Annotated in this window: 15 protein-coding genes and 1 pseudogene; 13 read left to right on the top strand and 3 right to left on the bottom strand. The window is 68.9% G+C overall.

Going from position 1 to position 14,322, the window contains the following annotated elements:
- The 12 genes and pseudogenes from BGN98_RS03195 to BGN98_RS03140 all read left to right on the top strand — a co-directional run.
- A pseudogene (locus tag BGN98_RS03195) lies at positions 1-203 on the top strand (pyridoxal 5'-phosphate synthase lyase subunit PdxS); the annotation flags it as partial.
- Positions 197-799 (top strand): pyridoxal 5'-phosphate synthase glutaminase subunit PdxT, encoded by a 603-nt coding sequence (gene pdxT, locus BGN98_RS03190; RefSeq protein ID WP_036290674.1) that lies wholly within the window; start codon positions 197-199, stop codon positions 797-799. The pseudogene BGN98_RS03195 and the gene pdxT, both read left to right, overlap by 7 nt.
- Positions 800-1,237: 438 nt before the next feature.
- Positions 1,238-1,645 (top strand): hypothetical protein, encoded by a 408-nt coding sequence (locus BGN98_RS03185; protein WP_231477268.1) that lies wholly within the window; start codon positions 1,238-1,240, stop codon positions 1,643-1,645.
- A 46-nt stretch (positions 1,646-1,691) separates the two neighbouring features.
- Entirely contained in the window at positions 1,692-2,225 is a 534-nt protein-coding gene (locus BGN98_RS03180) for a DUF1697 domain-containing protein (RefSeq protein ID WP_036290676.1), read from the top strand.
- 34 nt (positions 2,226-2,259) lie between these two features.
- Complete coding sequence (locus BGN98_RS03175; protein WP_288119515.1) at positions 2,260-3,018, top strand: YebC/PmpR family DNA-binding transcriptional regulator; 759 nt, start codon at positions 2,260-2,262, stop codon at positions 3,016-3,018.
- Positions 3,019-3,174: 156 nt separating this feature from the next.
- A complete protein-coding gene (gene ruvC / locus BGN98_RS03170; RefSeq protein ID WP_288119514.1) occupies positions 3,175-3,744 on the top strand; it encodes a crossover junction endodeoxyribonuclease RuvC in 570 nt (189 codons plus the stop codon).
- 64 nt (positions 3,745-3,808) lie between these two features.
- Positions 3,809-4,432: a Holliday junction branch migration protein RuvA gene (gene ruvA / locus BGN98_RS03165; protein ID WP_288119512.1), complete on the top strand. Its 624-nt coding sequence runs from the start codon at positions 3,809-3,811 to the stop codon at positions 4,430-4,432.
- Positions 4,425-5,456, top strand: a complete 1,032-nt coding sequence (gene ruvB, locus BGN98_RS03160) for a Holliday junction branch migration DNA helicase RuvB (RefSeq protein ID WP_288119510.1) — start codon at positions 4,425-4,427, stop codon at positions 5,454-5,456. The genes ruvA and ruvB overlap by 8 nt, the downstream gene beginning before the upstream one ends.
- Before the next feature lie 65 nt (positions 5,457-5,521).
- Positions 5,522-5,959 (top strand): preprotein translocase subunit YajC, encoded by a 438-nt coding sequence (locus BGN98_RS03155; protein WP_005049530.1) that lies wholly within the window; start codon positions 5,522-5,524, stop codon positions 5,957-5,959.
- A gap of 35 nt (positions 5,960-5,994) precedes the next feature.
- Positions 5,995-7,734 (top strand): protein translocase subunit SecD, encoded by a 1,740-nt coding sequence (gene secD, locus BGN98_RS03150; RefSeq protein ID WP_036290686.1) that lies wholly within the window; start codon positions 5,995-5,997, stop codon positions 7,732-7,734.
- Positions 7,734-8,723: a protein translocase subunit SecF gene (gene secF / locus BGN98_RS03145; protein WP_016465244.1), complete on the top strand. Its 990-nt coding sequence runs from the start codon at positions 7,734-7,736 to the stop codon at positions 8,721-8,723. The genes secD and secF overlap by 1 nt, the downstream gene beginning before the upstream one ends.
- A 59-nt stretch (positions 8,724-8,782) precedes the next feature.
- The gene (locus tag BGN98_RS03140; RefSeq protein WP_036290688.1) at positions 8,783-11,059 is read left to right on the top strand and encodes a RelA/SpoT family protein; all 2,277 of its coding nucleotides are present in this window, start codon (positions 8,783-8,785) and stop codon (positions 11,057-11,059) included.
- On the opposite strand, the gene BGN98_RS03135 is transcribed toward BGN98_RS03140, so the two are convergent.
- From BGN98_RS03135 to BGN98_RS03125, 3 genes are all read right to left on the bottom strand, one after another.
- Entirely contained in the window at positions 11,038-11,595 is a 558-nt protein-coding gene (locus BGN98_RS03135; RefSeq protein ID WP_036290702.1) for a type IV toxin-antitoxin system AbiEi family antitoxin, read from the bottom strand. The two genes, BGN98_RS03140 and BGN98_RS03135, sit on opposite strands and share 22 nt — an antisense overlap.
- A gap of 93 nt (positions 11,596-11,688) precedes the next feature.
- Complete coding sequence (locus tag BGN98_RS03130) at positions 11,689-13,143, bottom strand: DUF349 domain-containing protein (protein WP_061683246.1); 1,455 nt, start codon at positions 13,141-13,143, stop codon at positions 11,689-11,691.
- A 116-nt stretch (positions 13,144-13,259) separates the two neighbouring features.
- Complete coding sequence (locus BGN98_RS03125) at positions 13,260-13,562, bottom strand: hypothetical protein (RefSeq protein WP_016465245.1); 303 nt, start codon at positions 13,560-13,562, stop codon at positions 13,260-13,262.
- A gap of 188 nt (positions 13,563-13,750) precedes the next feature.
- Here BGN98_RS03125 and BGN98_RS03120 point away from each other — a divergent pair.
- Positions 13,751-14,322: AAA family ATPase (locus BGN98_RS03120; RefSeq protein ID WP_502687805.1), on the top strand; the 572-nt coding region annotated here is incomplete at its 3' end.

Raw genomic sequence — 14,322 nt, 5'->3', positions numbered from 1 at the left:
GCGCCGACGGCGTCTTCGTCGGCTCAGGGATCTTCAAGAGCGGCGACCCGGCCGCCCGTGCCGCCGCGATCGTGAAGGCGACCACGTTCTTCGACGACCCGAAGGTCATCGCGGATGTCTCGCGCGGCCTCGGCGAGGCCATGGTCGGCATCAACGTCGCCGACCTGCCGGCCCCGCACCGGCTCGCCGAGCGCGGATGGTGACGACGGGGATGCCTCGGGTCGGCGTCCTCGCCCTCCAGGGGGATGTCCGCGAACACGTCCGGGCCCTGGAGACGCTGGGCGCGGAGGTCGTCGCGGTGCGCCGCCCCGAGGAGCTCGCAACCGTCTCGGGGCTCGTGATCCCGGGCGGCGAGTCCAGCGTGATCGACAAGCTGGCGCGGACGTTCGGTATGCAGCAGCCGATCCGTGAGGCCCTCGCAGGCGGGATGCCGGCGTACGGCACGTGCGCCGGGCTCATCCTCCTGGCGGACCGCATCGCCGACGGCATCCGCGGACAGGAAACCTTCGGAGGGATCGACATCACCGTGCAGCGCAACGCCTTCGGCTCGCAGATCGACTCCTTCGAGACGGAGCTCACGGTCGCGGGTTTCGATGAGCCGGTGTCCGCCACCTTCATCCGCGCGCCGCGGGTGGTGGAGACCGGACCGGCCGTCGAAGTGCTGGCCTCCCTTCTGGACGGAGCGATCGTCGCCGTCCGGCAGGGAGCGCTGTTCGGCACCGCGTTCCACCCCGAGGTGTCGGGGGAGACGCGGTTCCACGAGCTGTTCCTCGATCTCGTCGCCGCACGCGCGAGCTGAGCGGATGCCGCGACCCGCATCTGCGGATGCGGAGGATCGCGCCATGACACGACGTGCATCGCGGATGATCGGCAGCGCCGCGGCCGGTGCGATCGCGGTCATCGTCCTCACGCGGTTCGCGGCCCACGAGAACGCGGCGGACGCGGCCGCACGCGACGCGGTCGCGGACCTCATCGGCGAGATCTCGCATCGGCAGGCGCCCGACATCGACGGATGGGCGCGGCTGGCTGCGCAAGCCACGGGTGACCGGAGCGCGATCACGCTCATCGGCATCACCCCGCAGACCGCGCAGAACCCGATCGACCCGCTGGGCACGCTGTCCTTCCGCGTTGAGATGACCGCGCGCCGCACCGGCATGTGGTCCGCCGAGACCGTGTCGAGCACGTCGTGCTACGCCGTCGACTTCACGAGATACGGCCCGGTCGCGAACGATCGGCCGTGGAGCGATCCCCGCACGGTCCGAGCGATCGACTGCCCGGACGGGGCGAGGTCGGTGACGCCGCCGCCCGACACCTCTCCGGTCTTCGTGGTCCCGAGGGGGCAGCCGACGCGATCCTCGCCGTGGTCGCCGACGCCTCCGCGACGGTCTCGACGAGCGAGCTGGAGAGCGCGATCCTGGCCCGACTCACTGCGCCCACCGGCCCCTACGAGCAGCTCGCCCCCCTCGAGGTCGTGCGGACCGCCGACGGCGCGATCGGCGCCTCGATGGGCACCGAGCGCAGGTGCGTGCTCGTGCGCCGCGTGGACGGCACCGAGCGGGTGTATGCGCCGCGCGTGTACCTGCAGCCAGGCGAGCTCGGCTGCCGCGGAACGACCGCACGCAGCGATCTGCGCCCGCCGCACTGATCCTCGACTCGCGCGCGGTGTCGGCGCGGCGGGCTAACGTGGCTGCATGACGACCTGGGTGGCGTTGCTTCGCGGCGTGAACGTCAACGGCATCACGATCCGCAGCGCGGAGCTGGCGGCGTTGCTGCGCGGGCTCGGATTCGAAGAGGTGAAGACGGTGCTCGCCAGCGGCAACGCCCGTTTCACGGTCGATGTCGACGTCGCCCGGCGCGCTGAGCTGAAGACTCGCATCGAGGCGGCCCTGCGTGACCGCTTCGACTACGACGCGTGGATCGTCCTCGTGACGCTCGACGAGCTCGCCGCGGCCGTCACCGCCTACCCCTTCGATGCGGCAGAGCCGAGCCGGCAACCGTACGTCGTCTTCTGCACCGACGTGGCCGTGCGCGATGCGCTGGTGGATGCCGCGGCATCCCTCGACCCGGCGGAGGACCCCACGCACCCCGGAATCGGGGTGGTGTACTGGAGCCCCGAGGTCGGCCGGACGATCGACACCCCGTTCGGAAAGCTCCTCGGGCGCGCGGCGTACAAGCCGACGACGACCACGCGCAATCTGCGCACACTCGTCAAGATCCTCGGCTGAAAAGCAACGGTGTCGCCTGAGTAAACTGGAGACCATGTCCGGACACTCCAAATGGGCCACGACCAAGCACAAGAAGGCGGTCATCGACTCCCGCCGCGCGAAGTCGTGGGCGAAGCTCATCAAGAACATCGAAGTCGCCGCGAAGCTCGGCGGCCCGGACCTGCAGGGGAACCCGACCCTGTTCGACGCGGTCCTCAAGGCCAAGAAGACCTCGGTGCCCAAGGACAACATCGACCGCGCCATCAAGCGCGGCGCCGGCATCGGCGGCGAGTCGGTCGAGTACTCGTCGATCATGTACGAGGGCTACGGACCGAACGGCGTGGCCCTCATGATCGAGTGTCTGACCGATAACAAGAACCGCGCCGCCGCCGAGGTGCGCACCGCCCTCAGCCGCAACGGCGGAACGCTCGCCGACCCCGGCTCGGTCGCCTACAACTTCTCCCGCAAGGGCGTCATCGTCGTGTCCGAAGAGAACACCAGCGAAGAGGACGTCATGCTGGCCGCCCTCGAGGCCGGCGCCGAGGAGATCGAGCCGCACGCGCAGGGCTTCGAGGTCACCACCGAGGCATCCGATCTCGTTGCGGTCCGCTCGGCACTGACCGATGCGGGCATCGAGTACGAATCCGCCGACGTCGAGTTCGTGCCGAACCTCAAGGTCGAGATCGACGCCGAGACGGCACGCAAGATCTTCCGCCTGATCGACGCGCTCGAAGACAGCGACGACGTGCAGAACGTCTTCAGCAACTTCGACCTCACCGCCGAGGTTCAGGCCGAGCTCGAGAACGACGAGTAAGCCGCGTTTCGACTCGCTCCGCTCGCGCAACGACCGGGGGCGCACGCGTTTCGACTCGCTCCGCTCGCTCAACGACCGGGGGCACCGGTCGTTGAGCGAGGGGCGCAGCCGCGAGTCGAAACGCCCCCATCCGCGTCGAGCGCTTAGCGTGGGGGAGTGGCATCCGCTGTGCGCATCCTCGGCATCGACCCCGGCCTGACCCGGTGCGGTGTCGGTGTCGTCGACGTGCGCGCCGACCGGTCAGCGACACTCGTCCACGTGGGCGTGGTCCGCTCCGGCGCCGATCTTCCCGTCGCGGAACGCCTCGCCCTCATCGCCCGGGGCCTGCGTGAAGTGTTCGCGACACACCGCCCGGACGTGGTCGCCGTCGAGCGGGTGTTCGCCCAGCAGAACCGCAGCACGGTGATGGGCACCGCGCAGGCCAGCGGCATCGCACTGCTCCTCGCCGCCGAACACGGTCTTCCCGCCGCCACGCACACTCCCTCCGAGGTCAAGGCGGCGATCACCGGCTACGGCTCCGCCGACAAGCTCCAGGTGCAGACGATGGTCGCCCGGGTTTTGCGCCTGAACGCCCTGCCGCAGCCTGCCGACGCCGCGGACGCCCTCGCCATCGCCCTGTGCCACGGGTGGCGGAGAGGTGCCCCGTCGGGCAGCGCCGCCACCGGGGCGCTCACGCCGGCGCAACGGGCGTGGGCGGATGCCGAGAAGAGAGCGACGCGACGCTGACAACTGCGCACCCCGCACGCGTGTCGATCGAACAAAACTGCGAACGATTGTCTAGGCTGGTGCCATGATCTCCTCGCTGCGCGGCCATGTGCTGCATCTGGACGCCGAGTCGGCGATCGTCGAGGTCGGCGGCGTGGGCTTCAGCGTGGCAGTGCCCGCCTCCGTGGCCCGCTCGCTCCACGTCGGCGACGAGACGACACTGCACACCGCGCTCATCGTGCGGGAGGATGCCCTGTCGCTGTTCGGCTTCGCCGATCGCGACGAGCTCACCGTGTTCCATCACCTGCTCAGCGTGTCGGGAGTCGGTCCCAAATCCGCCCTCGGCGTGCTGTCGTCGCTCAGCGTCGATCAGATCGCGCACGCCGTCGCCGACGAGGATGACGCCCCGTTCCGGCGCGTTTCCGGGATCGGTCCCAAGACGGCCAAGCTCATCGTGGTGCAGCTCGCCGGCAAACTTCACGTGACCTCCGCAACAAGCCGGCAGGCTGCCGGCTCCGCCGCCGGCGAGATCGCCGGCCAGGTCGTCGCGGCGCTCACGGCCCTCGGGTGGAACGAGCGCACGAGCGTCGAGGCGGTGACGCTGGTGCTGGATGCCGCGACCGATGCCGACAGGCGGTCGGTGCCGGTGCTGCTCAAGCTCGCTCTGGCCCAGCTGGGTCCCGCCCGTCCGGAGCGCGCCGGTGTCTGATTCCCAGAATCCCGCCGTGGCGGAAGACGAGACCGAGCTCGCCGTCGAGGGCGCGCTGCGACCGGCATCCCTCACCGACTTCGTCGGCCAGCAGAAGGTGCGCGGACAACTCCAGCTGCTGCTCGATGCGGCGCGCATCCAACAGCGACCGCCGGACCACATCCTGCTGTCCGGTCCGCCGGGGCTCGGAAAGACCACGCTCGCCATGATCGTGGCGCACGAGAGCCAGCGGCCTCTGCGTCTGTCCAGCGGGCCGGCCATCCAGCACGCCGGCGATCTCGCCGCACTACTGTCGAGCCTGGTGCCCGGCGAGGTGCTCTTCATCGACGAGATCCACCGGATGGCGCGCTCCGCCGAAGAGATGCTCTATCTGGCGATGGAGGACTTCCGCATCGACATCATGGTCGGCAAGGGAGCGGGGGCGACCAGCATCCCGCTCGACCTGGCGCCGTTCACCCTGGTCGGTGCGACCACCCGGTCTGGCCTGCTGCCCAACCCGCTCCGCGACAGGTTCGGGTTCACCGCGCACCTGGAGTATTACGAACCCGGCGAGCTCGAACAGGTCATCTCCCGTTCGGCAGCGGTCCTCGGCGTCGATCTGCCCCGCACCGCCCGCGCCGAGATCGCCCGACGTTCTCGCGGCACACCCCGCATCGCCAACCGTCTCCTGCGGCGAGTACGCGACTACGTCATCGTGCACGGAAAGAGCGCGTCGTCGGCGACCGATGCGCACGTCGCGGCCGCCTTGGAGCTCTATGACGTCGACGCGATCGGTCTCGATCGCCTCGACCGTGCGGTGCTGGATGCCGTGGTCCGTCGGTTCCGCGGGGGACCGGTCGGCCTCAGCACGCTCGCGGTGACCGTCGGCGAGGAGGCGGAGACGATCGAATCGGTCGTCGAGCCGTACCTGGTGCGGATCGGATTCCTCGGGCGCACGCCGCGGGGACGGGTTGCCACGCCGGAGGCCTACGCGCATCTGCGCGTGCCTCGTCCGGACGGGGCGCTGAGATTCGATGACCTATAATCACTGAAGGCTTCCTGCCGCCCTCTTCAGCGTCGATCCGGCGCGCTCCCGAAAGGTGTATCCGCATGGATTGGATTCTGCTCGTCGCGATGGTGGCGCTGCTCGGCTTCATGTTCTGGAGCTCTCGCAAGCGCGCCGCCAAGATGAAGGCGGAGCAGGAGGCCAAGGCACGGGCGATGCTCCCCGGCGTCAAGGTGCTGCTGCAGGGGGGCCTGTACGGCGTGCTCGTCTCGTACGACGGCGAGGACCTGTCCAAGGCGGCAACCGTCGAGCTCGCGCCCGGCGTCGCGGTCGAGGTCCACAGCCAGGCGATCCTGCGCGTCGTGGACGACGAGGACGTCACCGAGGACGAGTTCATCGAAGCCGAGGCCGACCAGGCCGAGTACGAGGGCGATGTCGCCAACGGCGTCATCTCGTCGGTGAGCGACGACCGTGCCGCAGAAGCCGCCGAGAAGGTCGCCGACAAGCCGGCCGATTCCGGCGACGCGAAGCCGCACGCCTGATCTCGCCGCACGTTCCCGAAGAAAGCTGACCCTCCGTGGCCACACCCACCCCGGTGCGCCGTGCCTGGCGCGCACTGACCGGACTTCTCGTCATCACGGCACTGCTGTTCGGAGTGAACGCCCTCGGCGTCTACGTCTTCGGCAAGAGCTCGTGGGCGCCTGAGCTCGCGCTCGATCTGCAGGGCGGCACGCAGATCATCCTCGAGGCGAAGACTCCCAACGGTGCCGCGCCGACGACCGACCAGATGAACCAGGCCGCAGCCATCATCCGCCAGCGCGTCGACGCGTCCGGCGTGGGCGAGGCCGACATCACCACCCAGGCCGGCAACCAGATCGTCGTGCAGATCCCGGGACAGGCCGACGAGGAGACGCGCAAGCGCATCGAGTCCTCCGCACAGATGCAGCTGCGGGCAGTGCTGGCCACGACCGCCGCGAGCACGTCGTTCGTCGGACAGGACGGCAACTCCACGCCGTACCCGACGCCCGACCCGTCGCTGCCCTCCACACCCACGGCATCGCCCACCAACGGCAGCGACCTCAGCTGGATCACCCCCGCACTCCAGGCGAAGTTCCTCGCCTACGACTGCGCGAACAAGGACAATGACCCGGCAAACAGCCCGGCAGACCAGCCGCTGATCGCGTGCGACCCGACCGGCACGGCGAAGTATCTTCTCGGTCCCGTCGAACTCGACGGCTCGTCCATCAGCGACGCCACGAGCGGCATGAACACCCAGAACGGACAGTGGGTCGTCAACATCGTCTTCGACGATCAGGGCACCAAGACCTTCGGTGAGGTCAGCCAGCGCCTGTACGCGTTCACCCAGGCGGGCAAGAGCCCGCAGAACCAGTTCGCCTTCGTTCTGGACGGAGCGGTCATCTCCGCACCGTCCATGAACGGCGTGATCCTCGACGGCAAGCCGCAGATCAGCGGCTCCTTCAACCAGGAGAGCGCCAAGACGCTCGCCGACCAGCTGAAGTACGGCGCGCTGCCGCTCAGCTTCGGCATCGTGAGCGACAATGCCATCTCGGCCACTCTGGGCTCGCAGCAGCTGCAGATCGGCCTCATCGCGGGCCTCATCGGTCTCGCGCTCGTTGCCCTGTACTCGCTCGTCGTGTATCGCGCGCTCGGCTTCGTCATCATCGCCTCCCTCGGCGTGATGGGGGTGCTCACCTACATCACCCTCTGCATCCTGGCCTGGCGCATGGGATTCCGCCTGTCGCTGGCCGGCGTCGCGGGTCTGATCGTCACGATCGGGTTCACCGCGGATTCGTTCATCGTGTACTTCGAACGCATCCGCGACGAGCTGCGTGACGGCAAGTCGATCACCGGCGCGGTCGAGGACGGCTGGGGTCGCGCGAAGCGCACCATCTACATCTCGAAGTCGATCAACATCCTCGCCGCCGTGGTGCTGTACATCCTCGCCGACGCCACCGTCAAGGGCTTCGCGTTCACGCTGGGCCTGACGACGTTGATCGACATCCTGATCTTCATCCTGTTCACCCACCCGGTCCTGCAGCTGCTGGCTCGAACGCGCTTCTTCGGCGGGGGCCACCCGCTGTCGGGGCTCGATCCCGATGCCCTCGGCGCCGTCTATCGCGGGCGCGCGCAGTTCCGGGCTCCGGTGCTGGACGGCGCGAAGGGCTCGGCTGCGCGACGCGCGGGCCGCTCGCGCGGTGAGGCGGAACGCCGTCAGACCATCGCCGAGCGCAAGCAGGCCGAGCTCGCGGCGAAGAACGCCGGCAAACCGACTTCGACGACGGAGGGAGACGACTGATGCGCTCCATGAACGAGTTCGGCAACGACCTCTACACCGGCAAGACCTCTTTCCCCTTCGTCGGACGTCGCCGCCTGTGGTTCATCATCGCCGCAGCCCTCGTCATCGCCGCAGCGCTCGTACCGCTGATTCGTCCCATCCAGTTCTCGATCGAGTTCACCGGCGGATCGCAGTTCACCGTCAACCAGGTCGCGAACCCCGATCAGACCGCCGCGACCGCAGCGGTGCAGTCTGTGGTTCCCGGAGCGACGACGAAGGTCACGACCATCGGATCGGACGCGCTGCGCATCCAGACCGACCAGATGACCAACACCGACACGCAGGCCGTCACCACGGCCCTGGCACAGAAGTTCGGGGTGCAGGAGTCCGACGTCAGCTCGTCCTTCATCGGCCCGAGCTGGGGTCAGGACGTCACGCGTCAGTCGCTGTGGGGTCTCGCGATCTTCCTCGCCCTCACCTTCGTGATCCTCGCGATCTACTTCCGCACCTGGAAGATGTCGGTCGCCGCGATCATCGGCCTGGTCGATGTGCTCGTCATCACCGTGGGTGTCTACGCCCTCTTCGGGTTCGAAATCTCGCCGGCGGCCGTCATCGGCTTCCTCACGATCCTGTCGTACTCGCTGTACGACACGACGGTCGTCTTCGACAAGATCCGTGAGAACACACGCGATGACGGTGAGAAGTCAGGACGCACCTTCGGCGAGTCCGTCAACCTCGCCGTCAACCAGACGCTGATCCGATCGATCAACACGACGGTGGTCGCCGCACTGCCGACGGGTGCGATCCTGTTCATCGGAGCGCTGTGGCTCGGCGCGCAGACGCTGACCGACATCTCCTTGTCGATCTTCGTCGGAACGATCGTCGCCGCATACTCGACGCTGTTCGTCGCTGCCCCGCTGTATTCGCTGTTGCGCGAGAACGAGTCGGACCTCAGGTCGCGCGACGCGCGCGTTCTCGCTGCTCGCGAGCGCGCCCGCGTCGACGCGTGAGCAGGACACGGTCCGCCCGGGCGTAGGATAAACGGATCAGTCAAGGCGGAGGTGAGCGGATGGCCGAGACGGTTCCCACGTCTGCCAGTGCCGGAAACGTCGCGCCCCCGCCCAGCTCTCTGCGTCGCCTCGTCCCGAGGATCTTCTCCCGCGCGCCCTCGCGCAACGGCGTCGAGCAGCTGATCCGCACGGTGCGCACGCACCACCCCAAGGGCGACGTCGCGATCATCGAGCGCGCCTATCAGGTGGCGGCGCGGGCGCACGCCAGCCAGAAGCGGCAGAGCGGCGAGCCCTACATCACGCACCCGCTCGCTGTCGCACAGATCCTCGCCGATCTCGGTCTCGGCCCGCGCGCGATCGCCGCCGCCCTCCTGCATGACACCGTCGAAGACACCGACTACCGTCTCGACGAGCTGACGGCGGAGTTCGGCGACGAGGTCGCCATGCTCGTCGACGGCGTGACCAAGCTCGACAAAGTCAAGTACGGGGATGCCGCGCAGGCGGAGACCGTCCGCAAGATGATCGTTGCGATGTCCAAGGACATCCGGGTGCTGATCATCAAGCTGGCCGATCGCCTGCACAACGCGCGAACCTGGGGGTTCGTGCCTCCGGAGAAGGCCGCGAAGAAGGCGACCGAGACGCTCGAGATCTACGCGCCGCTGGCCCACCGACTCGGCATCCAGGCCGTCAAGAACGAGCTGGAGGACCTGTCTTTCGCGGTGCTGCACCCGAAGCTGTACGCCGAGATCGACAGCCTCGTGAAGCAGCGCACGCCACAGCGTGAAGAGTACGTCCACAACGTGATCGACGCCGTCGAGGCGGACCTCCGCGACCTCCGCATCCGCGGCCGCGTCATGGGGCGCCCGAAGCAGCTCTACTCCGTGTACCAGAAGATGGTCGTGCGCGGCCGCGAGTTCGACGACATCTACGACCTCATCGGCATCCGGGTGCTGGTCGGGACCGTGCGCGACTGCTACGCCGTGCTGGGCTCGATCCATGCGCGCTGGACCCCGATTCCGGGTCGCTTCAAGGACTACATCGCCACACCCAAGTTCAACCTCTACCAGTCGCTGCACACGACGGTGATCGGCCCCGGCGGTCGCACCGTCGAGATCCAGATCCGCACCAACGAGATGCACCAGCAGGCGGAGTACGGTGTCGCCGCGCACTGGAAGTACAAGGAGCGGATGGCGGGCGGAAAGTCCGATACGAAGGCCGTCGACACCGATATGGCCTGGATCGCGCACATCTCCGACTGGCAGGCCGAGACGGCCGATCCGGGGGAGTTCCTCGACTCGCTGCGCTTCGAGATCGGCGCGAAAGAGGTGTACGTCTTCACGCCGAAGGGCCGGGTCATCGGGCTTCCCGCCGGCGGCACTCCCGTGGACTTCGCGTATGCGGTACACACCGAGGTCGGTCACCGCACCATGGGCGCGAAGGTCAACGGCCGACTCGTTCCGCTGGAGTCCGAACTGCACTCCGGCGACGTCGTCGAGGTCTTCACCTCCAAGAACCCGGATGCCGGCCCGAGCCAGGACTGGCTGAGCTTCGTCAAGAGCACGCGGGCGCGCAACAAGATCCGCGGATGGTTCACCAAGGAGCGCCGCGAAGAGGCGGTGGAGCAGGGCAAGGACGCCATCGCGCGGGCCATGCGCCGCCAGAACCTGCCGCTGCAGCGCCTGATGAACCAGGACTCGTTCACCGAGGTCGCCCACCAACTGCGCTACGAGGACGTCACCGCCCTGTACGCCGCCGTCGGCGAGGGCCACGTGTCGACGCAGTCGGTGATCGAGAAGGTCACGGCGCTCGTCAGTTCGGAGGAGGACACCTCCACCGGCCCGATCGAGATTCCGCACATCGGCCGCTCGAAAGCACCCCGCGGCGGCGACTCGGGTGTCCTGGTGCGCGGCGCGCCGGACATCCTCGTCAAGCTCGCCAAGTGCTGCACGCCGGTACCGGGCGACGACATCGTCGGCTTCGTCACGCGTGGCAGCGGAGTGTCCGTGCACCGGGCGGACTGCACGAACGTGCGATCCCTTCAGGACGATCCCGATCGCATGATCGACGTGGCATGGGCGCCGACGACCAAGAGTGTGTTCCTGGTCCACATCCAGGTCGAGGCGCTGGATCGCTCGGGACTGCTCAGCGACATCACCCGCGTGCTGAGCGAGCACCACGTGAACATCCTCTCGGCCTCGGTGCAGACGACCAATGACCGCCTCGCGCTCAGCCGCTACGTGTTCGAGATGGGCGACATCGTGCATCTGGACCGGGTGCTCAACGCCGTCCGCCGTATCGACGCCGTGTACGACGTCTACCGGGTGACCTCTTCCTGAGCGCACGTGCGCAGCACGGCGATGGCCGCGCGCTTGTGGTGCAGCGGTGGGCCGTCGGCCAGGACCTGCGCGGCCGTCGAGGCAAGACCCGGAGACCAGCGGAGAACAGCGGCGATCTCCGCCGCCGTGTCGACGCCGCCGCACTGATCCCGCACGAGATCAGCGAGCGTCCGGGCCGGTGTGGTCACGGCGACACCCGAGATCGCCATCACGTCCTCGCCGCGCAGCGTAACGTCGCGATAGACCAGTCGGTTGTCGACCACGGAGTGGATCCGCCGCGCTGAGAACCGCTGGACGTCATGGCGCACCGGCGGCTCCGCCAGCGCACCGTGCACCCAGGCCGCCGATCGCCGCGTCAGCGCGAGCGCTGCCGACATCAGCGGACGCAGGGATCCCGCGCGCAGTTCCCGTGTCTCCACGGCATCCGTCGGCATGTAGGCCTCGCCGACCTCGACGAGGTCGCCGTCCAGTCGAGCCGCGCTCAGCTCAGCGGTCGACAGCCGATCTCCGGCGAAGTAGAGGAAGGGCCAGCCCATGAGGGCAGTCTCCCCGTCGCGCGCGGTGCGCGGACGGGGAGACGGCGATCTGTGGACAGATTCGGACGGGGCCCGGCCGGGGAGGACGTGTCCTCAGCCGCCGAGGGCCTTCAGCCAGCCCTTGCGTGCCTCGAGCGCCTCGGTGGCCTTCGCGATGGCTCCCGCATTCTTCGACGCCTTGGCCTTCTCGAGATCGGCCTCGAGAGCGGCGATGGCGTCGCGCAACTGCTGCGTCATGTCGTTCTGACGCGCCTTGGTCTCCGGGTTGTTGCTCTTCCAGTCGGCATCCTCGCGAGCCTTGACGCCGTGCTCGATCTTGCGCAGCTCGTCGTCGAGACCCCGTTCGGCCTCGCGCGGGAAGATGCGGCCGATCTCGTCCCAGCGACGCTGGATACCGGTCAGCAGCGTCCGCGCCTTCACCAGGTCCTTCTCCTGCGGCACCGCGGCGGCCTCCGCGAGGAGCGCGCGCTTCGCCTCGATCTTCTCGCGCGACTCCTCGGCATCCGCCTGCTCACGCTCGCTGCGGGCGGCGTAGAGCGCGTCGCCGGCCGCCTTGAAGCGTGCCCACAACGCGTCGTCTGCCTTCTTGCCGGCGCGCCCCGCGCTCTTCCACTCGTCCAGCAACGTGCGGTAGGCGCCGATGCCGTCCTCGCCCTTACTGGCCAGCGCCTCGGCGCGCTCGACGAGGCGAGCCTTGGCGTCGCGAGCGGCGCGGTGCTGTTCGTCCATGCCCGAGTAGAACTCGCGACGGTGCTTGTCGAGCGTGGCGCGCGCATCGCGGAAGCGCTTCCACAGCTGCTGGCCCGTGCTCTTGGGCAGGCGCGGACCCGTCGCCTGGTGAGCCTGCCACTGCGCGAAGAGCTCGCCGATATCCGCGGTGGTCTGCTTCCACTGGATCGACTTGGGGTCGCGGGCCGCCAGGGCCTCGATCCTCTCGACGAGCGCCGTCCGCTCTGCGATGGCGGCATCGACCGCCTCGCGCTGCGCCTGCGCCTCTTCGGCCGACGCCTCGCTGAGTGCGGCATCCAGCGCGCCCAGTCGCGCCTCCAGGGCCGCGAGGTCACCCACGGCGGCCGCACCGACGACGCGCTCACGCACGGTCGCCAGCGTCGAACGGAGATCGGAGGCGGACGCCCCGCCGTTGCGGTGACGAACCTCGAGCAGAGTGACCTCACCGGCGAGATCGACGTACTTCCGCTCGAAATAGGCGAGGGCCTCCGCGGGCGTGCCGTCGGGGTACTGACCCACGACACGCCAGTCATCGCCCTCGCGCACCGAGACGGTGCCGTCGTCATCCACGCGACCGAACGAGTCGGGCGCGGCTGCCGGGAGGGGGGCGACGGCGGCGCGACGCGCGGGAGGGCGCGGGACCGGCATCGCCCGGGGAGTCGGAGCCGGCGCCGGTCGCGCCGAAGCGGGCGTAGCCTCCGCGGCTGCGGCCTCGTCGGAGACGGGCGCGGCCTCGTCGGCGGCAACGGTGGCGGTGTCCTCGACAGCGGCCTGTTCGGCAGGCTCGTGGTCGGGCTGGGAAGGGGAGACGTCAGTCACGGATAGCACCTCGTCGCGGCGCACGCCGCATGGGGGTTCGGTCGGCTTACAGCCTATACGGGCGTGCCCGCCGTCCGTGGAGCGCTCACCCGCGACGCGCGCTCCACCGCTGACTGTCAGGGCGCGGTGGTAGAAGACGGTGTCGGTGCCGGGATCTCGGAGGAGCCGGGCAACTCCAGCGGCGTCGGGGCGGGTGTGGCGGCGCCGCTCGGAGCGGGCGTCGGCGCGCCTGGTCCGGCGGTGTAGTACGCGACCTGACCGCCGACCACCGCGAGCAGCAGAAGGCCTCCCGCGACGCCCGCGATGACGTTGTCGCGGCGCCGGCGTGCGATGAGGCTCGCGTGGAACTCCTGGCGTGCCCGATAGAGGCGCGCGCGTTCCTTCTCGTCGCGCGATTGCTTCTTGCCCGCCGCAGCCACCCGGACCTCCTTCGTGTTGATGCGCCCCGGCCGCCGTGATCCGGGCCGGGCAGCACTCTGGGAAGACTACGTCGCGGCGCACGCTGTCGACAAACCTGGGCGGCCCCGACGTCGGCGGTCACGGATACCCTGGTCCGGTGGCATCGGCATCCGCTCTCTTCCAAGGCCAGACCCCTCTGGCCGTCCGGATGCGACCGACCTCTCTGGAGGAGGTGGCCGGCCAGGGGCATCTGCTGCGCCCCGGATCTCCGTTGGTCGCCCTCGCCGACCCGGCAGGCGCCGCGAAGACAGCCGTCTCGGTGATCCTGTGGGGCCCGCCGGGCACCGGCAAGACAACACTGGCGCAGGCGATCGCGCGTACGTCGGGACGCCGGTTCGTGGAGCTCTCGGCGGTCACCGCCGGCGTGAAAGACGTGCGCGAGGTGATGCAGGAGGCGATGACCCAGCGCGACCTCTACGGCATCTCGACGATCCTCTTCCTCGACGAGATCCACCGCTTCACCAAAGCCCAGCAGGACGCTCTTCTGCCGGGCGTGGAGAACGGTTGGGTGATCCTGATCGCCGCGACTACCGAGAACCCGTCCTTCTCGGTCATCTCGCCGCTGCTGTCGCGGTCGCTGCTGCTGACCCTGAAGCCGCTCACCGACGACGATCTCGGCCTCCTGCTCGATCGCGCGGTGTCGGATGCTCGCGGGCTGAATGGGGCCGTGGTCCTGGATGCCGAGGCACGCACGGCGCTCGTCCAGCTGGCTTCCGGCGA

Origin of the sequence: Microbacterium sp. 69-7 (assembly GCF_001897985.1) — a bacterium.
Taxonomy (GTDB): domain Bacteria; phylum Actinomycetota; class Actinomycetes; order Actinomycetales; family Microbacteriaceae; genus Microbacterium; species Microbacterium laevaniformans.
Note: the sequence above shows the minus strand (reverse complement) of the source record. Positions and strands in the feature narration are given on the sequence as shown.

Coding starts and splice junctions, on each gene's coding strand:
- pdxT (WP_036290674.1), top strand. CDS start 197: ATGGTGACGACGGGGATGCCTCGGGTCGGCGTCCTCGCCCTCCAGGGG.
- BGN98_RS03180 (WP_036290676.1), top strand. CDS start 1,692: ATGACGACCTGGGTGGCGTTGCTTCGCGGCGTGAACGTCAACGGCATC.
- BGN98_RS03175 (WP_288119515.1), top strand. CDS start 2,260: ATGTCCGGACACTCCAAATGGGCCACGACCAAGCACAAGAAGGCGGTC.
- ruvA (WP_288119512.1), top strand. CDS start 3,809: ATGATCTCCTCGCTGCGCGGCCATGTGCTGCATCTGGACGCCGAGTCG.
- BGN98_RS03155 (WP_005049530.1), top strand. CDS start 5,522: ATGGATTGGATTCTGCTCGTCGCGATGGTGGCGCTGCTCGGCTTCATG.
- secF (WP_016465244.1), top strand. CDS start 7,734: ATGCGCTCCATGAACGAGTTCGGCAACGACCTCTACACCGGCAAGACC.
- BGN98_RS03140 (WP_036290688.1), top strand. CDS start 8,783: ATGGCCGAGACGGTTCCCACGTCTGCCAGTGCCGGAAACGTCGCGCCC.
- BGN98_RS03135 (WP_036290702.1), bottom strand. CDS start 11,595: ATGGGCTGGCCCTTCCTCTACTTCGCCGGAGATCGGCTGTCGACCGCT.